This window comes from Gordonia sp. (in: high G+C Gram-positive bacteria) (assembly GCF_047600565.1).
Classification (GTDB): domain Bacteria; phylum Actinomycetota; class Actinomycetes; order Mycobacteriales; family Mycobacteriaceae; genus Gordonia.
Window position 1 is genome coordinate 129239 of sequence record NZ_JASGKN010000001.1, and the last position, 20499, is coordinate 149737.

Here is a 20499-nt window from a genome sequence, read left to right on the forward strand (position 1 = left end):
ATCGCGCAACCGGTTGGAGCAGTTGAAGGGTGACCGAGCCGGTCAACACAGTATCCGTGTGAATGACCAGTGGCGGATCTGTTTCACCTGGACTGATGGAGGTGCTGAAGATGTCGAACTCGTCGACTATCACTGAGCGCTGGGACCCTGTGCACCCCGGTGAGATCCTCATGGAGGACTTCATCGAGGGCTTCGGGATCACCCAGAACAAGCTGGCGGTGTCGATCGGTGTGCCGCCGCGCCGGATCAACGAGATCGTGCATGGAAAGCGTTCGATCACGGCTGACACCGCACTTCGGCTGGGGCGCTATTTCGGGATCGATCCGCAGTTCTGGCTGAACCTGCAGTCCCACTACGACCTCGAGATCGCCGAGGACCTGGTCGCTGATCAGATCGGCGCGATCACGCCCCTGAGGAGTGCGTGATCATGCCTCACGCCCAGATCGAAGTCCGACGGCAGTGGACCGTCGACGAGGAAGTCGCGATCATCGACGCTGTCCACGAGGCGCTGGTGAGCGCCTTCCGGATTCCGTCCGACGACAAGCACATCCGTCTCGTCGTGCATGAGTCGCACCGGTTCGCGCACCCTCCGACATTGGAGCATCCGGAGTATCTGACGATGATTCACATCGATTGCTTCGAGGGACGGTCGCTGGACGCGAAGCGCCAGCTATATCGCGAAATCGTGGAACGTCTCGCCGTGCTGGGTATCCCCGCCGACCATGTGTCGATTACCGTCCGCGACATTCCGGCATCGAACTGGGGTATCCGAGGAGGACAGGCGGCGTGTGATGTCGACCTCGGATTCGCCGTCGACGTCTAGACTCCGCGCTGCTGTCACGATCTGATGTTGATCGGCTACGTAACGCGGTGGAGTTTCGCTTCAACGTGTAGGTGCGTCTGCTCGTGCCACGGTTCTTCTGGCAACTCCGAGCGACAATTCTCGCCGCGAGATCGCGACGAATAGGGATTGTCGCTCAGAGCTGTCAGAACGGGTGCTCGACCTGATATCTCAGGCTGCAGACTTGGGTTCGCGTGCATCGCTCACAGCGGCGGACGCGATGCGCTGGAGTCGTATGTCGATCAATCTGCCACTCGTGCGCGGAACTGCTCCCAGTCGGTACACGCCGCGCCCGGTCTTGACGATGCGACCGCGGCGCAGCTCCCAGCGGATCGCGTCAGAGATCGCCTTGGACGGGCGCCCCGCAAATGACAAGCCCTGCTGTGCCGCGCAAGTAATCAGCATTTGGACGGAACTCGGTGACTGTTTCCGCAACTCGCCGATGACCCAGTGCCGGAGATCGGTTCCATGCAGTTCAATACTCATGCAGAGAGATTGCCCGGCACCTCCGACAACGCCTATGGTCCGGACATCGGAAGGATCCTTGATGCCAGAGCGAGAGCCCAGTCAGTTCTGCTCCGAATACGAGAACCCTGCCTCGCGGTCGGCTTCGCGGATGGACGGATAGAAGCGTTTGTGCACCCAGTGGCGCTCGCCGAGAAGCGTTATCGTGGTCCACCGGCCGGATACCGGCCCGAGCCGGGTGTGGCGCGGCATTGTGCCGACCAGGGACTGTGGTCGGCTTCCGCCTGGCATCTTGCTGCTCTCCAGTACGTAGATGTTGTCCGAGGTTACTGCCACGCAGCGATACTTGATCAAGCCGATGGTGAGCCCAGTGAGATACGTGATGACGAAGTAGCCGAAGTTCGGTGCGGACTGGCAGATGAAGACCTGCCGGATTTCGGCATCGTCGGGCAGGAAGGGGCGGGAGCGCTCGACCAGATCCGGTCGCGGTGTCGTCATCGGCACATTATTTCAGGCATTCGGGTGCCCGCCGGCGTACCGGCTCGAGTTCCACTCCGACGTCGAGTCGAGTTCCTGTCAGTCGACGATTCCGGGCCGGAGCAGTGTGCGCATGGTCGCCACGATGTCCTCGTCGGAGAGCGTCGGGTTCAGTGATCGTTCGACGATGGTCGCGTTGACCGCCCCGATGAAGGCCGTCCACTGCAGGGGTGTGGTCGAGCCGATCGTCATCCCCTGCGCCGCACTGGCCTGCGCGGCGGACTGCAGCAGTTCACTCCAGCGGTCCCGGCGCGCGAAGCGGTACTCCTCGAAGGCCGGGCTCACCCCGACCACTTCGACGAAGGCGATGCGGATGACTCGGGGATCGTCGAACGAGTTCACGAAGGCGCGGACGCCGGCGTCGAGGACCTCGTCGAGCTCGGTCCCCGCCGAGATCTTCTCGAACACCGCGTCGGCGACAGCCTGCGTGGTCGCGTCGTGGATCCGGTCATACAGTTCCCGCAGCACATGTTCGCGGTCGCTGAACTCCTGATAGAACTGCCGGCTGGACAGTTCGGCTACCCGGCAGATCTGCGGAACCGAACTACCGGCGTAACCCTCGGTGCCGAAGACCTCGGTGGCGGCGGCCAGAAACCGCTCCCGGCGTTCGCGAGCACGATCGGCCACGACCTGTCCGCCGTACACCCGCTGCTCGTCGCTCACCCCGCCCAGGCTACGGGCCACCATCCCCGGCTCATCTCTGCTCGTTGCGCGTGACGCACCCGGCGGCGGCCGGCTTGCCGTCGAGGCGCGTCTTGAGCCAACGGACGGCGGGTGACGCCCCGGCGAGCTCGGTCATCACATGCTCGGAATGGTGATACCGCGTGTAGGTGACCGAGGCGTTCGCGTCACGGCAGTACGTGCGGACGAGGGTATCCACCTGGCTGACGGGGATGATCTCGTCGTCGGCACTGTTCCAGACGTACATGGGGAAGTCAGGGACCGACTTGCCCATCCGCGTCTCGTCCAGCAGTCGCTTTACCGGGGGAGCCTTCACCGGGTCGCCCGGCCACCGCAGCAACCCCGTGATGCTGAGGAACGGCAGTACCTCCGGTTGCAACCCCACACACAGTGGCGCCTTGGCCGCCCGCAGGGCCTTGCCATCGGCATTCGAGATGCTGGTCCAGGAACCGCTGGAAGTAGGGATATTCGCGGGCGACGCCGAACACCGCCGCAAGGACCAGTCCGCTGGTGGCGTTGTTCTGCGCGGTGTTCAAGACCACCTTCAGGTCCGCCGGCACCCCGCCCTCCGCGGCGCCGACGATGTTCAGCTCGGGTGCGTAGGTCTTCCGGAGTTCGGCGGCGTGTCCGGTGACGATGGCCCCGCCGGAGTACCCGTACATGGCGATCGGCGACGCGTCGTCGATGCCGAACGGCGCGAACCGTTTGGCGGCGCGCAGACCGTCGAGCGTGATGCGGGCGCCGAGTGGGCCGGCCGCATAGGCGTGCTTCGGACCCTGATGGTCGGGCAGCGACACCGCCCAGCCCTGATCCAGCATGTCCTGCACGATGGACATCTCGCCAGGCACCCCGATCTGTCCGGCGAGCGCCGCCGCCGACCCCTGCTGCACCGCGTACGACGTCGCGCAGTATCCGGCGAGCGAGTCCTCGGCCATCTGCATGGAGACGAGCTTGCGCGGGCCGGTCGCCCGCCCGCGGGGCTTGAGGAGGGTGGTGACCGCGGCGATCGGCTCGCCGCGACTATTCGTTGACCGGTACGAGAGCTGCCAGGCATCGACGTTCATCGGCATCACCCCGAAGGTGGCGGGGATGATCCGGCGGGCGGCCAGGATCTCGCCGGGCTGCTTGTTGACGTAGGTGCGGCGGGCCGGTTCGTAGAACGACGGGTCCAGTTCCTGCGGGGCGGGGACCGCCTGCGCCGGAGCCACCTTGATCGGCTGCTTAGGCGTGGCCTGCGCGACAGGAGCGGTCAGGCCGACGATGAGCGCGGCGGCGGCCCCGACCGCCGCCGCCACGCTGAATCGGAACTTCATGGTGCGAGATCCCCTCCGATAGACCATGAGTGAAACATTCATATTTCACTTGATGGGGACACTAGCACGCGGCAGTGATCTGGAACACAGTATCTGGAACGCGACTTCGCTCGGCCGGGAGGCGCAGTGCGACCTTATTGGTAATCATTACCAATAAGGTCGAAGGTGCAGTCCACCACCGTCGACCACCTGACCGTGGGAGAGACGGAACACGATGCAGACACACAACCTCGGATACCCGCGTATCGGTGAGCGGCGCGAGCTCAAGCGGGCGACCGAAGCGTTTTGGAAGGGCGAACTCTCCGAGACCGAACTGCTCGAGGTGGGTGCACAGGTCCGGAGGACCAACTGGCTCAAACAGCGCGACGCCGGCATCGACCTCATCCCCGTCAACGACTTCTCGTTCTACGACCAGACCCTCGACATGAGCTGCCTACTCGGCAACGTGCCGCCGCGCTTTCAGTGGGATGGCGGTCAGACCGACGTCAACACGGTGTTCACCATCGCCCGCGGCACCACGAACGGCTCGTCGGTGGACCCCGAAGACAAGGACTGCCAGACCGGAAAGGTCTCCACGTTCGCCAGCGAGATGACGAAGTGGTTCGACACCAACTACCACTACATCGTCCCGGAGTTCCACGCTGGAACCGTCTTCTCCCTGAGCGGTACCAAGGTGTTCGACGAGTTCGCCGAGGCTCAGGCACTGGGCATTGACGCCAAACCGGTACTGATCGGTCCGGTCACCTACCTGTCGCTGGGCAAGGTGCAGGATTCGGCGCACCCGGACTTCGATCCGTTCACGCTCCTCGACAACCTCGTCGACGTCTACGTGGAGATCATCGCCCGGCTCGCCTGGGCCGGTGCGACGTGGATTCAGCTCGACGAACCGGTGTTCGCCCTCGACCTGGACGACAAACAGCGCGAAGCGCTGCGCACGGCGTATCGGCGTCTCGCGCACGCCGCCGACGGTGTCGAACTGATGGTCGCCAGCTATTTCGGCGGTGTCCTGGACAACCTCGACGCCTACCTGTCGTTGCCGGTCGACGCCCTGCACTTCGACTTCGTTCGTGGCGCCGACGACATCGATCCGGTACTCGCACGGTTCCCCGGCGACAAGATCCTGTCGGTGGGCATCGTCGAAGGCCGCAACGTGTGGAAGAACAACTATGACGCGTCGCTGGACATCCTCCGGAAAGCCCAGGATGCGGTCGGTGCGGACCGTCTGTGGATCGCGCCGAGCTGTTCACTCATGCATTCGCCGATCACCCTGGACAACGAGCCCGGGCTCGACGACGAGCTGAAGAGCTGGCTGTCCTTCGCTGATCAGAAACTCGACGAGGTGATCGATCTCCGTCGTCTGCTGGAAGGTTCCGGCGGTGACGATGCGCTCGCCGCCAACCGGGCGGCAGCCCAGTCGCGTCGCACCAGTGAGCGCATCCACAACGATGCCGTCGGGGCACGTCTGTCGCGGGTCGAGGAAGCCGATTTCCAGCGGGCCTCCGACTTCTCGGTCCGTCAGCTCAAACAGGCCGAGAAGCTGCGGCTGCCGGAATTTCCGACGACCACGATCGGTTCGTTCCCGCAGACCAAGGATCTGGAGGCCGCCGGAATCGCCGCCATCCAGATCGACGAGCCCGCATTCCGGGAGGGTCTACCGCTCCGCGAGAAGGAGTGGGGCCCGTACCTGGATTGGGCGGTGGAATCGTTCCGCCTCACGGCCAGCGGCGTCAAGGACGACACCCAGATCCACACCCACATGTGCTATTCGGAGTTCAACGACATCATCGAATCCATCGCCGACATGGACGCCGACGTCATCACCATCGAAACGAGCCGGTCCAACATGGAACTGCTTGACGCATTCGTCGACTTCGAATATCCGAACGAGATCGGGCCCGGCGTGTACGACATCGACTCACCCCGAGTCCCGCCCGAGCACGAGATGGTCAACCTGATGCGTAAAGCCGAGGCGGTGCTGCCGCGACGGAACCTGTGGGTCAATCCCGACTGCGGCCTCAAGACTCGCGCGTGGGAGGAAGTGAAACCGCCCCTCACCCATATGGTGGCAGCGGCGAGGACTCTGCGCCGAAGCTGACGCGCGTGACCGGGCGACCGGGGTGTGGGGATACCGTGAACTCGTGACCGGCGTCGAAGAGATCTACCTGGCAGGCGGCTGCCTGTGGGGCGTGCAGGCCTTCGTCGCAACACTGCCCGGCGTCGTCTCCACCGAGGCCGGGCGGGCGAACGGCGCCGGCGACTCGCTCGACGGCGACTACGACGGCTACGCCGAATGCGTGCGCACCCGATTCGACCCGACGACCGTCACCGTCGAACAGCTGATGGGCTATCTGTTCGAGATCATCGACCCGTACAGCGTGAACCGTCAGGGGCCGGACGTCGGCGAAAAATACCGCACCGGCCTCTACTCGGAGAATCCGGCGCACCTGCAGCAGGCGCGCGCCTTCATCGACGCCCGCGACGACGCCGACCGCATCGCCGTCGAAGTGCTGCCGCTGTCCAGATACGTGCGCAGCGCCGACGAGCACCAAGACAGGCTCGCGCGATTCCCCGACGACTCCTGCCACATCCCCCGGCCACTGCTCACCAAGTATCGAGGAGACCGCCAGTGAAGAAACTCGGACTCATCGGCGGCACCGGGCCCGAATCGACCGTCTTCTACTACAAAGCGGTCATCGACGGCGTTCAGCGCGTCGCCGGTCCGCACACTCTGCCCGAACTGACCATCGAATCGTTGAGCGTGTTCCGCGTCCTCGACCACTGCTCGCGCCGCGACTTCGACGGGCTCGCCGCCTATCTGTCCGACGCCATCACACGGCTCGCGGGCGCCGGCGCCGACGTCGCCTCCCTGACCGCACTCACCCCGCACATCGTGTTCGACCGGCTCCGCGACGCCTCCCCGATCCCGCTGGTCAGCGCCGTCGAAGCGACCAGCGACGCGATCGTGAACAGCGGCGCCACCAGGCTCGCCCTCCTCGGCACCGAGTACACGATGACCGAAGACTTCTTCACCGGTCCGCTGCGGGCCGCCGGACTGGACGTCGTGGTCCCCGACGCTCACGACGTCACCTGGATTCAGGACAAGATCGCCACCGAACTCGAATACGGCGTCGTGCGCGACGACACCCGGGACGGCTTCGTCGCGATCATCGAGCGGCTCCGCGGCGAAGGCGCGCAGCAGGTGATCCTCGGCTGTACCGAACTGCCGCTCATCCTCGACGACGACGTGTCGCCGCTCCCGTGCCTCGACCCGGTGCCCATCCACGCCCGCGCCCTCGTCGCCGCCATCACGGACTGACGGCCTCGCCGAACCCCGTCTCGGTGAGCCAGGCACCCAGGCGGCGAGCCGCCGCATCGATCGCCGCCGGCCAGTCCATCGCCGAATCGTCCGCGTGGTCGCTGACCACCTTCACGAGCCGGAACGGCACCCCGAACTCGCTGGACACGTGCGCCAGTGCGGCACCCTCCATGTCCACCAGATCGGCGCGCCGGGCGAGACGTTCCCGCGTCACGGTGTCGTTGACGAACGTGTCCCCGGTCGCCAGCACCGAACCGTCACCGCCGGGTACGTCCCAGGAGTCCCGGATCGGATAGCCGAGCGCCGTCAGCTCGGCCGCCGAGATGTCGTGCTCCATAACGCGCGACGGTACGAACAGTCCGGCGTGATGCGGGTGCAATGCGCCGGCGGTGCCGATATTGATCACCCGGCGATACCGTCCGGGCGCCGCGGCGAGACACCGGGACAGCGCGGTCGCCGCGCGCACCTTCCCGATCCCGGAGACCAGCAGATCGGTGCCCTCCGGCACATGGGCGGCCTCGGCCTCGGTCGCCGACACCACCAGAACGTCGTCCATGCCCCCGATCGTAGGTTTCCCGGCGCGCGATGGCGTCAGCAGCGCCGAGGTACGACGACGGGGGTCGGTGTGACTGCCGGGAAGTTCCCAGGTTTCCCCCAGGTTGTGTGCAGAGCAGTCGGTCAGGATAGGCACCATGACCGCAACAGACCTCGCACCCGCCGTGCCGGACATCGTGCCGGCCACCAGCGACGACGCCGCACCGAAACGGCGTCGCCCACCCCTCGCCGGCACACGATGGCATTGGGAGTCCCGCTACTGGGCGGTGGCCGCACTGCTCGTCGGTACGGCGCTGCTCTATCTCATCAACCTGTCCGCGAACGGCTGGGGCAACGACTTCTACGCCGCCGCCGCGCAGGCCGGCGGCGAGAGCTGGAAGGCGTGGCTGTTCGGCTCTCTCGACCCCAACAACGTCATCACCGTCGACAAGCCGCCCGCCGCACTCTGGGCGACCGGCCTGTCGGTGCGGCTCTTCGGTCTGAGTTCGTGGTCGATCCTGGTGCCGCAGGCCGTCATGGGTGTGCTGTCGGTGTGGGTTCTGTATGCGACCGTGCGGCGCCTGCTGCTGAGCAGCGGGTCGTCGCGCACGGCGACGGCCGGCGGCCTGCTCGCCGGCGCCATCCTCGCGCTGACGCCCGCCGCGGTCCTGATCTTCCGCTTCAACAACCCCGACGCCCTGCTGGTGCTGCTGATGACCGTCGCGGCCTACTGCACCGTCCGCGCCTGCCAGAAGGCGTCACTGAAATGGCTCGCCCTGGTCGGCGTCGCCCTCGGCTTCGCCTTCCTCACCAAGATGCTGCAGGGTCTGCTGGTGCTGCCCGGATTCGGCCTGGCCTACCTGCTGTTCGCGCGCACCACGTGGCTCAAGCGGATCCGTGATCTCGCTGTCGCGACGGTCGCTCTGATCGTGTCGGCAGGCTGGTACGTCGCCCTCGTCGACCTGTGGCCCAAGAGCTCACGCCCCTACATCGGCGGCTCCACCGACAACTCGTTCATGGACCTGGTCCTCGGCTACAACGGCTTCGCCCGCATCTTCGGCGGCGGCCACGGTGGCGGCGGGGGAGGCATGGGCGGCGGCCCCGGCGGCAACGGCGCCACCGGCACGTCGTTCGGTGGCACCCCGACGCTCGCCCGACTCTTCAGCAACGAGTTCGGCAACGAGATCTCCTGGCTGCTGCTGACCGCCTGCCTGGTGCTCGTGGCCGCCGTCCTCTCGTGGTTCGTCTACGCGATCGCACGGGTCAAGGGTCTGCAGGTCCGCAATCCGATCACCCGTGACATCGCACTGGGCCTGACCGTCTTCGGCAGCTGGCTCGTGGTGACCGCCATCGTGTTCGGCTACATGAGCGGCACCGTGCACCCGTACTACACGGTCGCGCTCGCCCCCGCGATCGCCGCGGTGGTCGCCATCGGCGCCGTGGTCGGCTGGCGTCACCGCGCCACCTGGGCCGGCACCGCACTCCTGGCGGCCATGCTGGTCTCGGCCACCGGCTGGGGCGCCATCAAGGCGCACGCCACCGGCTTCGCCTGGCCGGTCCTCGGCTGGGTCCTGGCCGTGGCCACCGTCCTCGGACTCGCCGCACTGGCGGTTCTGCGCAAGGCCGACGGCCGGCGCGCAGCACTGCTCGCCGCGACACTCACCGTCGCCGGAGGCATCACCCTCGGCACCTTCGGTATCGCGACCGCCAACACCCCGCACTCCGGATCCATCCCGAGCGTCGTGCAGACAGCCAACGGCGGCGGCATGGGCGGCCCCGGCGGCATGGGTGGCGGAATGCCCGGCGGCATGGGAGGCGGCTCCTCGAACGGCGAGGGCTCCGGCGGCGGCCAGTCATCCGGCTCGACGCAGGGCGGCACCGGTTCGAGTGGCCAGCTGCCCAGCGGTCAGGCACCGTCCGGTCAGGGCCAGTCCGGCGAGACCGGCACCGGCCAGGGCCAGTCGAGTCAGGGCCAGTCGGGTCAGGCTCAGTCGGGCCAAGACGCGCAGGGCACCGGCCAGTCCGGGACCGGCGGTTCGTCGAGCAGCCGTCGCGGCGGCTTCGGCGGCGGCATGGGCGGCCCCGGTGGCGGCGGCCGCACCGACACCAAGGTGATCGACCTGCTCAAGAGCACCGACACCACCTGGGCGGCAGCCACCAACGGTGCACAGTCGCAGGCCGGCCTCCAGCTCGAATCGGGACGCCCGGTGATCGCCATCGGCGGATTCGGCGGCGACCCGGCGCCTACCCTCGACCAGTTCAAGCAGTGGGTGAAGGAAGGCAAGATCGCGTACTACGTCTCCGGCGGCTTCGGTGGCGGCGGCGGAATGCGCGGCGGCTCTCAGAACGGCGAAGAGTCGATCGACAGCTGGGTGAAGGCCAACTTCACCGCGACGACCGTCGGCAACTCGACCGTCTACAAGCTGACCAGCTGACCAGCTGACCGGCTGATCGCCGAAGAACAGCGGCCCGCCGGCCCCTCCACCGGCGGGCCGTTGCTCTGCCGATTCGGCGGCCGGGCCGCTACCCGGGAAGCCGCAGGCAGTCGTAGCGGCGGCGGTCCGGCCAGCGGGGATCGGTTTCGGCGTCGCGGGTGAGGAAACCGAGCGCGCGGTAGAAGCCGATGGCGTCGTCGTCGGTCTGCGCCAGCACCGCCGACTCCGGGTTGCGTTGCGCGACGGCGGCCACCAGTGCGGTGCCGATCCCGGTGCCGCGCACCGCCTCATCGGAGGCGATGTACTCGATGACGGTGGTGTCCTCGCCGGGCAGGTAGGCGGCGAACCCGGTGACCGTGTCGCCGTCCCGGGTGCCGATCACCGTGAGCTCGCCGATCTCCCCGTCGACCAGCGCCGTCAGCCGTGCGTCGTCGTAGTCGGTGGCGGCGCGCAGCAGCTCCCGGAACTCGGGGGACCGCAGATCGGCCTCGGTCAATGGTTCGACGTTCACGTCACCATCGTCGCACCTGGCGGCCGTTCGATCCGATAGCCTCGCAGACCATGACCGACACGACTTCGGCCGACCTCAACGCGCGCGTCACCGCCGCCTACGACGCGGTCACCGACGGGGCACGCGCCGAGAAGGTCGCCAAGCAGCATGCGCGAGGCAAGAAGACCGCTCGGGAACGCATCGCCGAACTGGCGTACGGCGGCTTCTACGAGTTCGGCGCCCTCGCCGGCCCCGGACCCGCGCAACAGGGCGCGGCACCGCTCGTCGCACCGGGAGACGGCGTCGTCACCGGTGTCGGGTACGTCGACGGCCGTCCCGTCGTGATCGCGGCGTTCGACTTCACCGTCCTCGGCGGCAGCAACGGTGCCACCGGCATGGCCAAACTGGATCGCTGCGCCGAACGCGCCCTCAACGACGGCATTCCGCTCGTCATGCTGATGGACGGCGGCGGCCACCGCATGCAGGAGGCCCTCGACTCGCGCCTGGCCGCCCCCGGATCCCGTCTCATGCTGCGGCTCACGGACCTGTCCGGGCAGGTGCCGCTGGTCGCCGCGATGATGGGCCCCGGATTCGGTGCGCCCGCCAACCTCGCCGCCTGCTGCGACTTCGTCACCATCATCCGCGGCACCGGCACCATCGGGATGTCGTCGTCACCGCTGGTCAAGGCCGCGACCGGGGAAGATCTGACCAACGACGAGATCGGCGGCGCAGACCTGCAGGCGCAGCGCGGCGTGGTCGACTTCGTCGGCGACGACGAGACGGAGGTGCTCGATTCGATCCGCGCCTACCTGTCGTATCTGCCGTCCAACGCCGACGACCGGCCGATCTTCGCGACGGCCCCGTTCGAGCCCGGCGACACTGCCGGACGGCTCGACGAGCTGGTGCCTCCGGAGGGCAAGACCGCCTACGACGTCCGCGCCGTGATCGAAGGCCTCGCCGACGTCGACACGGTCTTCGAGATCAAGTCCGCGCACGCCCCCAACGTCGTCACCACCGTCATCCGCGTCGGCGGCCGCCCGATGGGGGTGGTCGCCAACCAGCCCACCCACTGGGGTGGAGCCCTGGACGCGGCGGCCTGCGAGAAGGCCGCCCACTTCGTGGCCGTCTGCGACGCCTTCGGCCTCCCCCTGCTGGTGCTGATCGATCTCCCCGGCTTCCTGGTCGGTGCAGGCGCCGAGGAGAGCGGCCTGGTCCGGCGCAGCGCGCGACTGGGCTACGAACTGGGCAACGCCACCGTCCCGCGGTTCGTGATCGTCACCCGCAAGGCCTACGGCGCCGCCTACATCGTGATGGGCGGTGGACGCAGCATCGAAGCCGATCTGTCACTGGCGTGGCCGACCGCCGAGATCTGCGCGATCCCCATCGAATCGGCCGTCGACCTGGCCTTCCGCTCCCAGTATGAGGCCGCCGACGACCCTGCCGGGCACCGTGCCGACCTCATCACCCTGTTCCAGGCGAACGTCGACCCGCTGCTGGCCGCCGACAGTTTCGGCATCGACGACGTCGTGCTCCCGTCGGCCACTCGCGGCCTGCTGATCGAAGCCCTCGGACGGGTCTCGCCGCGCCGCGCACCGCGCGTTCCCGGCAAGCGCCGCTCGATCTCACCGATCTGAGCGCCCGCGCCCGTTAGGCTTCACGTCAACGACATTCGCCCGGAAAGGCGCTTTCATGACCCTCGACATCATCAGCTGGATCTGCATCCTCGCCGCCATGCTGACCATCGCGATCCGTACCCGCCCGTCCATCACGTTCAGCCAGTACAAGGTGCTGAGTTCGTTGTTCTGGCTGTTCATGGCCGGCAGCCTCGCCTGCAGCATCTTCCAGAGCGAGACCTGGTGGAAGTGGCTGTGGCTGGCGCTGACGATCCTGGCGCTGGCGGCAGCCGTCCACCCGCCGGAGGTCTCGATGCGTCAGCAGCAGGATCAGGTCTGATCCGAGGCTTCGCCGTCCCGGTCCGCGTGCCCCAGGTCTCGGCCCGGGAAGGCGAGATCGCGGACCCGCTTCTTCAGCGTGGCCGCGTCCGGGAAACCGCCGTCACGCTTGCGGTTCCATGCCGGCTCGCCGTCGACGTCCACCCGGAACACCCCGCCGGTGCCGGGAACGAGCGTCACGGCGCCCAGCTCGGTGCCGAAGGTGCTGAGCAGTTCCGACGCCATCCACGACGCCCGCAGCAGCCAGTGGCACTGCGTGCAGTAGGTGATGGTGACCGCAGGCCCGCTCATGCGCGATCCCTCGGCGCCTTCGTCGGCGCGGCCTTCGTCGACGCCGCCTTCTTCGGTGCCGCCGTCGTCTTGAAGGGCTCCACGCCGGCGGCGAACAGGTCCGGCCACCGGGCGAAATCGTCCGGGGTGCGGGCGACGTTCAGCTTCGCCTGAGGGATCAACTCGTCCAGGAGTCGCGCCGACGACTGCGGATGCGTCGGATCGTCGGTCCACGACAGGATCGTTACCGGCACCGTGATTCCGGCGATCAGTTCCTTGTCCGGCAGATCGCTGAGCGCCGCACCGCGGTACACCGACGGCGCCAGGTCCGGATCCATGTCGGGGTCGGCGTGCGGCCAGCCGACCTGGGCGGGCGGCGGGGGAGCGTTGCGTCCGGGGGCCACGAACGCCTCGAACCCGTGGTCCTCGATGGCTGTGGCGGCGCCCAGATAGAAGCCGCGCTGCGGGACCCGGGTCTCCCAGGCGGTCGGCGGCATCTGCAGGGTCAGTCCGCAGAACCGGTCGGGTTCGCGGACCGCGGCGTGCAGCACCGTCCCCAATCCCATCGACGTACCCGCCCCGTACACCTGCTCGCCGGGGAAGAACTGGTCCAGCGCGGTCAGCAGGTCGGTCGCCAGATGATCCCAGGCGTAGTCCTCGGGCACGGTGCGGCCGCCGGATCTCCCGTGCCCGCGGGCGTCGTAGCGCAACAGCCGGACACCGGTCAGGTCGCGTGCGGTGTCCAGACCGACGACGTGGTCCCGCGTGCGTGACGACGCGAGCCCGTGCAACTGCACGACGGCCGGACCGGACGTGCCGGTGAGCGTCGCGTCGAGCACGGCGCCGGGGACATGGATCTTCGCCACGGGTCTCCTTGCGGTCTTCTCGCCCGGACTCAGCCGAGGGCGAGGACGTCCTGGTGCAGCAGTGCCGGCCAGCCGCGAACCTCTTCGGGCGTGCTCGCGACGTCGAGTGTGGCCTGCGGCAGCACACCCTCCAAGGTATCGGCGGTGGTCAACGGATGTCCGGGATCGTCGATCCAGGCGAGGATCCGCACCGGTGCCCCGATCGTCGCGATCGCCTCGAGGGACGGCAGGTCGCTGGCGGCCGCACCACGCAGGATCGACGGCAGCAGTTCCGCACTCACCTCCGGCCGCGTCTCCGGCCGCCCGACCGTCGCCGGCGGCTGGGCCGCGTCGCGGTCGAGGTCGATGAACGCTTCGAGGCCTTCGGTCTCCACCAGGTCGGCGCGCCGCAGATAGTTCTCGGACTGCGGCACCCGGCTCGCCCACGCGGTCGGGGGCAGCAGGATCGTCAGGCCGCTGAACCGGTCGGGTTCGGCCGCCGCCGCATGCAGCAGAGTGCCGCAGCCCATCGAGGTCCCCACGCCGTACACCTGCTCGCCGGGGAAACGGTCGTCCAGCAGCGCGAGCAGGTCTTGGGCCAGCGACGGCCAGCGGTACTCGTCCGGCACCGGCCGGCCCGTCGACTTCCCGTGCCCGCGCGCGTCGTACCGCAGCAGTCGGGTGCCGGACAGTCCGATCCCCAGATTCAGGTCCAGCACATGGTCGCGGGCACGGCTCGACGTCAGTCCGTGCAACTGCACGACGGGGCGGCCGCCCTCATCGCTGAGCGACCAGTCCAGCTCGGCGCCCGGCACCGCGAATCTCGCCATCTCCCGCTCCTCGAATCCGCACCTTCTGCGCACTCTCCGGTAACAACCCGGAAACTCAGGGCCGCTACGTTACGCCCATGCGGCTCACGAACGTCACCCACCTACGCCTGCCTTTCGGCCGGTTGATGGGCTATGACGTGACGGTGAACGACACCGGCGTCACCCAGCCGATCTCGTTCGACCAGCGACGCCACGTCGGGGCCGGCGACCGCGCCGGCTCGTGGATGGCGTTGAGCTTCAAGCTGCCCGAGCCGGTGCCGCGCGACGATCTGGCGGCCGCCTGGCTGGCGGTCATCGAACGTCACGGAACCCTGCGGACCGCCTTCACCGAGGGGCCCGGCGGTGTTCCGGAGCTCCACGAGATCGAGGTCGGTCCCGGAACCTGGACCGAGCATCCGATCGCGCCCGGACAGGCCGTCAACGACGCGCTGCGTGAAGTCCTCGACGCCACCTGCACGCCGTACAGCCGGCCGTCCCACCGGTTGTGCGTACTGGAGACGGCCACCGGCCCCACGGTGGTGGTCGCCTGCGACCATTCGCACGTCGACATGTGGTCGATGCTGGTGATCCTGCGCGACTTCCGCCGCGCCCTGAACCGCATTCACGACGGCCGGCCACCGACGCTGCGCCCGGTGCCCGCCTTCGACGAACACACCCGCGCACTGCGTGAACGACCCGTCGCCCCCGGCGAGGTCCGCGAACGCTGGGCGCAGATCCTGGCGGCGTCCGGTGACGTGATGCCGCGGTTCCCGCTGTCCCTCGGTGACGTGGACGTCCATCCCGAACGCGTCGAGGTGCGTGACGTCTTCGGCGTCGACGACGCCGCCGCGTTCTCCGCGCAGGCCCGCGTCGACGGCGTCTCCACCCTCTCGCTGACGGTGGCCGCGATGACCGCGGTGACCCGGGAGATGGCGGGGCAGCCGTTGCGCGCGGTGTTCCCGGTGCACAGCCGCTACGAACCGACCTGGAACGACTCGGTCGGCTGGTTCATCACCAACTCGGTGATCGAATCGTCGGATCCGGCACCCGAGGCGGCGGCCGCCGCCGTCCGCGAGGCCGTCCATCTCGGTTCCTGGCCGCTCGAAGACATTCTCGCGCCGTGGGGCGGCATGCCGGAGGGGCCCGGCATGTTCGCGATCTCGTGGCTCGACCTGCGCCGCCTCCCGGTGCGCGTCGACGCCGCCGCCCTCGAAGCCCAGTACGTGGGGGCGGCGATCCGCACCGACGGCGTCATGCTCTGGTTCATCTTCGACGTCGACGGGCTGCACCTGCGCTGCCGCTACCCGGACACCCCCGAGGCGCGTGAGAACGTCGGCGGCTGGCTGGACCAGCTGATCGACCGCATGCGCGGGGTCGCCCACGCCTCGGTCACCAGCCGGCTGCGGGTCGGCGACGCCGAGTACCGGATCGAACGCGCACACCGCGGCGACGTCCCCGACATCGTGGCGCTGCTGTCCGACGACGAGATCGGCCGCAGCCGTGAGGTCGCCGAATGCGCTCCCTACGAGGCCGCCTACGACCGCGTCGCCCACGACGAAGCCCACTATCTGGCCGTGGTGCGCGACGCCGCGGGACGCATGGCCGGCACCATGCAGCTGACCGTGATCCCGGGCCTGTGCCGCGGCGGCGCCACCCGCCTGCAGATCGAAGGCCTGCGTGTCGCCGCCCCCTACCGGTCACAGGGTCTGGGTACGGCCATGCTCGACTGGGCACACGCCCACGGCCGTCTCCACGGCGCCACCCTGGCCCAGGTCACCACCGACGAGACCCGCGAACGCGCCCGCGACTTCTACGCGCGTCTCGGCTACACCACCAACCAAGTGGGCCTCAAGCGCGCGCTGTGAACTGGCACACTGGAGTCATGAAACCCGGCGACCGCGCACCCGACTTCACCCTCACCGATCAGAACGGCGACTCCCGGAGCCTGACGGATCTGCTCGCCGACGGCCCGGTGGCACTGTTCTTCTATCCGGCCGCCTTCACGCCCGGCTGCACCAAGGAGGCGTGCCACTTCCGGGATCTCGCCTCCGAGTTCGCCGCCGCCGGCGTGCAGCGCGTCGGCATCAGTGCCGACGACGTCGCCAAGCAGAGTGACTGGACCGCCAAACACGGCCTGGACTACCCACTGCTCGCCGACACCGACGGCGCGGTGGCGACCGCCTACGGCGTCCGTCGTGGCTCGCTGCTGCGCACCGTCGGCATGCCGACCAAGCGGACCACCTTCGCCATCCGGCAGGACGGAACCGTCGCCGACGTCATCGCGTCAGAAGTGGACATGAACGTGCACGCCGACCGCGCGTTGAAGGCCCTGGGTACCAGCACCTCCTGAGCCCATAACGCTCCTTGAGCTTGTCGAAAGGAGCTCATTTCGACAAGCTCAATGAGCGTTGGTGGCTCAATGAGCGTCAGGCTCGTGGCCTCAGTCGTCCTTCTTGGGCTTCGGCTTCTTGGCCGTGCTCTTCGGCTTGGTCTTCGGGGCTTCGTCGGCGGGAGCCTCGGCCGGGGCGTCGGCGGTCTCGTCCTTGTGGGAACGATCGAAGGCGCTGACCGGAATGCCGTACGGCAGGAACCGCACCCGGCGGCTGTCGCCGCTGGTGTTCTGATTCGCACGCAGCGCATCGATCTCGGTGGCGAACACCTGCTCGACGCGGACGCCGTCGTCGTCGTTGATCACGATCGCCCACACACCGGAACCGGTGTCGGCGGTCGGCTCGGGTTCCGGGCGCGTCTTGGTGCGGGTCGGCTGACCGAACGCACCTTCGGCGAACTTGGACCAGTTGATCTGGCCGCCCTGCCCGCCACCGTTCAGGAACTTCCCGAACATGTCGCGGAGGCCGTCGCCCATCTCGCGAGCGAACCGCTCGAACTCTTCGTCACCGGGACCGAAATTGAACTGACCGGACATATCGCCTCCTCTGGCGCGCTGCCACTGAACCGGTCGCCCGGGCGGGGACCGACAATTCCGAGAGTACCGACGAAATCGGCGCTGTCACGGGGTGTGGCGTTCGCCTTCAGCGGACGCGATCAGCGTCCTGTCCAGCGCGGTTCCCGCTTCTGCAGGAACGCCAGGATGCCTTCGGTGGTGTCCTGCGACACCAGCACCCGGTCCAGGACGGAGATCGAATCGCGCACCGCTTCCACCGTGTCGGGCTGGGCGTCGCTGTCGGCCATCACCGCGATCGACTCGCGGATCGACGTCGGCGAGGCCGCCAGGATCTGCCGGGCCACCTCGCGTGCCAGGTCCAGCACACCGCCGGCGGGCGCCACCCGGGACACCAGTCCGTGCCGCAACGCCTCGTCCGCGTCGAGCTTGCGGCCGGTCAGGATCATGTCGCGGGCGAGAGCCGGCGGAAGGACCCGCGGCAGTCGCACCAGGCCGCCGGCGGCGGCGACCAGACCGACCTTCACCTCCGGCAGGCCGAAGGTGGCCTTCTCGTCGGCGACGATCACATGGCAGGACAGCGCCACCTCCAGCCCGCCGCCGAGCGCGACACCGTTCACTGCGGCGATGACGGGCTTGGGCAGATCCCGGCGCGAGGTCAGACCCCCGAATCCGTTCTCCGGCACGGTGAGTCCGCCCAGGCCGCCGGCCAGATCGTTGCCGGCCGAGAAGGCCTTGTCGCCGGCGCCGGTGAGGATGGCCACCCGCAGGTCGGGATCGGCGAAGTAGGCGTCGAAGATCTCGTCGAGTTCGTCGTTGGTCTTCGGGCGGAACGCGTTGCGGGCCTCGGGGCGGTCGATGGTGATCTCCAGGATCTGACCGTCGCGCTGCACGCGCACATCCGAATAGTCGTCGCGGAAACCGACCGGGCGCCGCGGACGCAGCCGGTCCATCGTCGCCTCGTCGGAGGCGACCATGTTGCCCTTGGCCGACGACCGCGCCCAGACCGCGGTGCCGATGGGGTCCTCGCCGGTCAGCAGGCGATCGAAGAGGGCGTCGTCGTCGCGGTGCACCGTCGAGAGGAATCGGGATCCGTCGGCCAGCCGCCCGATCACCAGTCCGGTCCGCGAGTCGCGGCCGGGATCGAGCACGGTGAAGGTCTCGATGGTCGCGGGACCGTCGGCGAACCGGCACAGCGGGACGGTGTCGCCGGCGTCCAGCTCCTGTTGCAGCCGGGCGGACGTCGACGGCCGCCACGGTGCCGGCACGGCCGAATAGACGCCGACCGAGAACTTGCTCATCATGCCGCCGTTGGCCGTCACCAGCCCCGTCGATCCGGGCGTGCGGCGCACACGGTCGACGATCTCGGCGATCCCGTGCATCGAATAGTCGTTGCCGGGCCCGCCGAAGTAGGGCAGGCCGCCGGTCGCGGTCAGTCCGCGCGGATCGTCGGGCGCCAGCCCGAATTCCTCGGTGATGTTCGAGACCGCGATCGGGAAGCAGCTGTACAGGTCGAAGGCGTCGACGTCGTCGATCCCGATCCCGGCCATGTCGAGTGCCTCGTGCACGGCGGCGGTCGACGCCGGGCCGCGCGACAGATCGGGGCGGTCCATCAACGACTGTTCGACGGCGTCGGCGTGGCCGTGCAGGAACACCCACCTGGACGGATCGATGCCGGCCTCGGTGGCGGCGCGCACCGACATGAGGACGACGGCGGCCGCCTGGTTCACCTGGTCGCGGGCGATCAGCCTCCGCGGGTAGGGGTAGGCCACCATCCGGTTGGCATCCGAGGTCTCGATCAGCTCGTCGGCGGTGTGTTCCCGCGGGTCCGCGGCATGGGGATTGGCGGCGGCGACCTTCGTCATCGGCGCGAACAACTCGCCCATCTGCCGTGCGTACTCCTCGCGTGAGCAACCCAGCCGGTGGCGCCGCGCGTTCTCCAGCAACGCGTACTGCGGAGTCGGCACCACCAGGCCGTGTTTGACCTCTTCGATCGAGGTGAGGCCGACGAGGCCGAATCCGCGGTCCTCCAGCGGGCCGCCGACCTTCTCGGCGAAGTCGAGCTGCTCGCCGGTGCGCTGGGCGTTGCGCACCGTGGACATGACCTCGGCGCCGAACAGCACCACGGCGTGGGCCCGGCCGTCGGCGATCTCCTGCCCGAACTCGGTGACCAGATGCTGCGGGCTCTGACCGCCCGACACCTCTTCGACGGCGCGCCGTGGATCCGTTCCGGTGCGTGAGGCGACCGCGCGCGGCATGTTGTCGGGGCGCCCGAACGGCGACTGCGAGGCCGGGCTGGTCTTCTCGAACGACCGGACCGCCGCCACGACGTCGACGACCGGGGCCACCCGGTCGGCGGCGCCGGTGTCGGCGAACGCGGCCTGCACGGCGCGTGCGGCCAGATCGGCTTCGCCGAGCGCGGCATAGTCGGGATCGGTGATCCGTTCGGAAGCCTGCCCGACGCCGACGACGACCGGCGTGTTCGGATCCAGTCCGGCGGTGGTCTCGTCACTCATGACTGCGAACCCTACTCTGGAGTCAGGTAGGTGCGGAGGGAGGTCTGATGGGTGTTCTGGCACCGGCCGACGCGGACATGTTCTGGTGTTCGCGGCGGACCGTCAACGACCAGTTCCTCCTCTACGCGTTCGAGGCGCGACCGGGCACCGAACCGTCGCAGGTTCTCGCGGAACTGCGGCGCAACGCCGACCGGGTGCCCGACCTCGCCGTCCGGGTCGCGCCCGCACCGCTGGACCTCGCCTTCCCGCGCTGGGTGTCCACCTCGATCGGACCCGAACGGTTCATCCACCACCCGTCACCGACCGACTGGGCGGCCTGCCGGGATGCCGTCGCGGGACTGCTGACCACCGGCGTCGACGCGGCGTCGGCGCCCTGGATCGTCCACCTCTACGGGCCGGTGACCGGGGTTCCGGAGGCCACCGGCGACGCCTGGGTGATCGTTCTGCAGATCTCCCATGCCCTCGGCGACGGCCGCCGGGTGTCCGGCCTCGCGCGCGGACTGCTCGGCGGCACGGTCCCGCCGGCCGCCGTGCACCCCGGCCGGCGGCCCCTGCTGGTCGACGCCGCTGCCGGTGCGGCGGCGATCGGACCG

At 68.5% G+C, this 20499-nt stretch carries 22 protein-coding genes and 1 pseudogene; 11 read left to right on the forward strand and 12 right to left on the reverse strand.

Annotation, left to right across the window (positions count from 1 at the left end; all coding sequences use genetic code 11):
• Window positions 1–7: 7 nt before the first annotated feature.
• The 3 genes and pseudogenes from QM774_RS00670 to QM774_RS00680 all read left to right on the forward strand — a co-directional run.
• A pseudogene (locus QM774_RS00670) lies at window positions 8–136 on the forward strand (type II toxin-antitoxin system RelE/ParE family toxin); the annotation flags it as partial.
• Window positions 96–425 (forward strand): HigA family addiction module antitoxin, encoded by a 330-nt coding sequence (locus QM774_RS00675; protein ID WP_414974051.1) that lies wholly within the window; start codon window positions 96–98, stop codon window positions 423–425. The pseudogene QM774_RS00670 and the gene QM774_RS00675, both read left to right, overlap by 41 nt.
• A gap of 2 nt (window positions 426–427) precedes the next feature.
• Window positions 428–823, forward strand: a complete 396-nt coding sequence (locus QM774_RS00680) for a tautomerase family protein (RefSeq protein ID WP_414974052.1) — start codon at window positions 428–430, stop codon at window positions 821–823.
• 189 nt (window positions 824–1012) lie between these two features.
• On the opposite strand, the gene QM774_RS00685 is transcribed toward QM774_RS00680, so the two are convergent.
• The 5 genes from QM774_RS00685 to QM774_RS00705 all read right to left on the reverse strand — a co-directional run bounded on the left by QM774_RS00685 (window position 1013) and on the right by QM774_RS00705 (window position 3837).
• Window positions 1013–1327 carry a hypothetical protein gene (locus QM774_RS00685; RefSeq protein ID WP_414974053.1) on the reverse strand — a complete coding sequence of 105 codons (315 nt, stop codon included), beginning with the start codon at window positions 1325–1327 and terminating at the stop codon, window positions 1013–1015.
• A gap of 81 nt (window positions 1328–1408) precedes the next feature.
• Window positions 1409–1804 carry a hypothetical protein gene (locus QM774_RS00690; protein WP_414974054.1) on the reverse strand — a complete coding sequence of 132 codons (396 nt, stop codon included), beginning with the start codon at window positions 1802–1804 and terminating at the stop codon, window positions 1409–1411.
• Between the two features lie 78 nt (window positions 1805–1882).
• Entirely contained in the window at window positions 1883–2506 is a 624-nt protein-coding gene (locus QM774_RS00695) for a TetR/AcrR family transcriptional regulator (RefSeq protein WP_414974055.1), read from the reverse strand.
• Window positions 2507–2537: 31 nt separating this feature from the next.
• A complete protein-coding gene (locus QM774_RS00700) occupies window positions 2538–2798 on the reverse strand; it encodes a lipase family protein (RefSeq protein WP_414974056.1) in 261 nt (86 codons plus the stop codon).
• Window positions 2779–3837, reverse strand: a complete 1059-nt coding sequence (locus QM774_RS00705) for a lipase family protein (RefSeq protein WP_414974057.1) — start codon at window positions 3835–3837, stop codon at window positions 2779–2781. Before QM774_RS00705 ends, QM774_RS00700 begins: the two co-directional genes overlap by 20 nt.
• A 214-nt stretch (window positions 3838–4051) precedes the next feature.
• Between QM774_RS00705 and QM774_RS00710 the strand changes: the two genes are divergently transcribed.
• From QM774_RS00710 to QM774_RS00720, 3 genes are read left to right on the forward strand one after another with little or no spacing between them, the layout of a single operon-like run.
• Window positions 4052–5932 carry a 5-methyltetrahydropteroyltriglutamate--homocysteine S-methyltransferase gene (locus tag QM774_RS00710; RefSeq protein WP_414974058.1) on the forward strand — a complete coding sequence of 627 codons (1881 nt, stop codon included), beginning with the start codon at window positions 4052–4054 and terminating at the stop codon, window positions 5930–5932.
• A 43-nt stretch (window positions 5933–5975) separates the two neighbouring features.
• Entirely contained in the window at window positions 5976–6467 is a 492-nt protein-coding gene (locus tag QM774_RS00715; protein WP_414974059.1) for a peptide-methionine (S)-S-oxide reductase, read from the forward strand.
• Window positions 6464–7153, forward strand: coding sequence for an aspartate/glutamate racemase family protein (locus tag QM774_RS00720; protein ID WP_414974060.1), 690 nt, complete (start codon window positions 6464–6466; stop codon window positions 7151–7153). Before QM774_RS00715 ends, QM774_RS00720 begins: the two co-directional genes overlap by 4 nt.
• On the opposite strand, the gene QM774_RS00725 is transcribed toward QM774_RS00720, so the two are convergent.
• On the reverse strand, window positions 7143–7709 hold the full coding sequence (locus tag QM774_RS00725) for a nucleosidase (RefSeq protein WP_414974061.1): 567 nt from the start codon (window positions 7707–7709) through the stop codon (window positions 7143–7145). The genes QM774_RS00720 and QM774_RS00725 overlap by 11 nt on opposite strands.
• A gap of 136 nt (window positions 7710–7845) precedes the next feature.
• Between QM774_RS00725 and QM774_RS00730 the strand changes: the two genes are divergently transcribed.
• Complete coding sequence (locus tag QM774_RS00730) at window positions 7846–10122, forward strand: ArnT family glycosyltransferase (protein ID WP_414974062.1); 2277 nt, start codon at window positions 7846–7848, stop codon at window positions 10120–10122.
• A gap of 88 nt (window positions 10123–10210) precedes the next feature.
• Here QM774_RS00730 and QM774_RS00735 read toward each other — a convergent pair whose 3' ends face one another.
• Complete coding sequence (locus QM774_RS00735; protein WP_414974063.1) at window positions 10211–10633, reverse strand: GNAT family N-acetyltransferase; 423 nt, start codon at window positions 10631–10633, stop codon at window positions 10211–10213.
• Between the two features lie 50 nt (window positions 10634–10683).
• On the opposite strand from QM774_RS00735, the gene QM774_RS00740 reads away from it, so the two are divergent.
• Both QM774_RS00740 and QM774_RS00745 read left to right on the forward strand, forming a co-directional pair.
• Window positions 10684–12246, forward strand: a complete 1563-nt coding sequence (locus QM774_RS00740) for an acyl-CoA carboxylase subunit beta (protein ID WP_414974064.1) — start codon at window positions 10684–10686, stop codon at window positions 12244–12246.
• A 55-nt stretch (window positions 12247–12301) separates the two neighbouring features.
• Complete coding sequence (locus QM774_RS00745) at window positions 12302–12565, forward strand: hypothetical protein (RefSeq protein WP_414974065.1); 264 nt, start codon at window positions 12302–12304, stop codon at window positions 12563–12565.
• Here QM774_RS00745 and QM774_RS00750 read toward each other — a convergent pair.
• Genes QM774_RS00750 through QM774_RS00760 form a run of 3 tightly spaced genes read right to left on the reverse strand, consistent with a single transcriptional unit; the run spans window position 12556 to window position 14509 of the window.
• The gene (locus QM774_RS00750) at window positions 12556–12855 is read right to left on the reverse strand and encodes a SelT/SelW/SelH family protein (RefSeq protein WP_414974066.1); all 300 of its coding nucleotides are present in this window, start codon (window positions 12853–12855) and stop codon (window positions 12556–12558) included. The genes QM774_RS00745 and QM774_RS00750 overlap by 10 nt on opposite strands.
• On the reverse strand, window positions 12852–13700 hold the full coding sequence (locus QM774_RS00755) for an alpha/beta fold hydrolase (protein ID WP_414974067.1): 849 nt from the start codon (window positions 13698–13700) through the stop codon (window positions 12852–12854). Before QM774_RS00755 ends, QM774_RS00750 begins: the two co-directional genes overlap by 4 nt.
• Before the next feature lie 29 nt (window positions 13701–13729).
• Complete coding sequence (locus tag QM774_RS00760; protein ID WP_414974068.1) at window positions 13730–14509, reverse strand: alpha/beta fold hydrolase; 780 nt, start codon at window positions 14507–14509, stop codon at window positions 13730–13732.
• A 77-nt stretch (window positions 14510–14586) separates the two neighbouring features.
• Here QM774_RS00760 and QM774_RS00765 point away from each other — a divergent pair, with 77 nt between their 5' ends.
• Together QM774_RS00765 and QM774_RS00770 are read left to right on the forward strand one after the other, a co-directional pair.
• Entirely contained in the window at window positions 14587–16353 is a 1767-nt protein-coding gene (locus QM774_RS00765; protein WP_414974069.1) for a GNAT family N-acetyltransferase, read from the forward strand.
• A gap of 17 nt (window positions 16354–16370) precedes the next feature.
• Window positions 16371–16838 carry a peroxiredoxin gene (locus tag QM774_RS00770; RefSeq protein WP_414974070.1) on the forward strand — a complete coding sequence of 156 codons (468 nt, stop codon included), beginning with the start codon at window positions 16371–16373 and terminating at the stop codon, window positions 16836–16838.
• A gap of 90 nt (window positions 16839–16928) precedes the next feature.
• On the opposite strand, the gene QM774_RS00775 is transcribed toward QM774_RS00770, so the two are convergent.
• Window positions 16929–17414: a hypothetical protein gene (locus QM774_RS00775; protein WP_414974071.1), complete on the reverse strand. Its 486-nt coding sequence runs from the start codon at window positions 17412–17414 to the stop codon at window positions 16929–16931.
• Between the two features lie 119 nt (window positions 17415–17533).
• Complete coding sequence (locus tag QM774_RS00780; RefSeq protein WP_414974072.1) at window positions 17534–19906, reverse strand: acetyl-CoA acetyltransferase; 2373 nt, start codon at window positions 19904–19906, stop codon at window positions 17534–17536.
• Window positions 19907–20499: the final 593 nt, after the last annotated feature.

Coding starts and splice junctions, on each gene's coding strand:
- QM774_RS00775 (WP_414974071.1), bottom strand. CDS start 17,414: ATGTCCGGTCAGTTCAATTTCGGTCCCGGTGACGAAGAGTTCGAGCGG.
- QM774_RS00710 (WP_414974058.1), top strand. CDS start 4,052: ATGCAGACACACAACCTCGGATACCCGCGTATCGGTGAGCGGCGCGAG.
- QM774_RS00765 (WP_414974069.1), top strand. CDS start 14,587: ATGCGGCTCACGAACGTCACCCACCTACGCCTGCCTTTCGGCCGGTTG.
- QM774_RS00745 (WP_414974065.1), top strand. CDS start 12,302: ATGACCCTCGACATCATCAGCTGGATCTGCATCCTCGCCGCCATGCTG.
- QM774_RS00780 (WP_414974072.1), bottom strand. CDS start 19,906: ATGAGTGACGAGACCACCGCCGGACTGGATCCGAACACGCCGGTCGTC.
- QM774_RS00705 (WP_414974057.1), bottom strand. CDS start 3,837: ATGAAGTTCCGATTCAGCGTGGCGGCGGCGGTCGGGGCCGCCGCCGCG.
- QM774_RS00700 (WP_414974056.1), bottom strand. CDS start 2,798: ATGGGCAAGTCGGTCCCTGACTTCCCCATGTACGTCTGGAACAGTGCC.
- QM774_RS00680 (WP_414974052.1), top strand. CDS start 428: ATGCCTCACGCCCAGATCGAAGTCCGACGGCAGTGGACCGTCGACGAG.
- QM774_RS00740 (WP_414974064.1), top strand. CDS start 10,684: ATGACCGACACGACTTCGGCCGACCTCAACGCGCGCGTCACCGCCGCC.
- QM774_RS00725 (WP_414974061.1), bottom strand. CDS start 7,709: ATGGACGACGTTCTGGTGGTGTCGGCGACCGAGGCCGAGGCCGCCCAT.
- QM774_RS00730 (WP_414974062.1), top strand. CDS start 7,846: ATGACCGCAACAGACCTCGCACCCGCCGTGCCGGACATCGTGCCGGCC.
- QM774_RS00690 (WP_414974054.1), bottom strand. CDS start 1,804: ATGACGACACCGCGACCGGATCTGGTCGAGCGCTCCCGCCCCTTCCTG.
- QM774_RS00770 (WP_414974070.1), top strand. CDS start 16,371: ATGAAACCCGGCGACCGCGCACCCGACTTCACCCTCACCGATCAGAAC.
- QM774_RS00675 (WP_414974051.1), top strand. CDS start 96: ATGGAGGTGCTGAAGATGTCGAACTCGTCGACTATCACTGAGCGCTGG.
- QM774_RS00750 (WP_414974066.1), bottom strand. CDS start 12,855: ATGAGCGGGCCTGCGGTCACCATCACCTACTGCACGCAGTGCCACTGG.
- QM774_RS00760 (WP_414974068.1), bottom strand. CDS start 14,509: ATGGCGAGATTCGCGGTGCCGGGCGCCGAGCTGGACTGGTCGCTCAGC.
- QM774_RS00685 (WP_414974053.1), bottom strand. CDS start 1,327: ATGAGTATTGAACTGCATGGAACCGATCTCCGGCACTGGGTCATCGGC.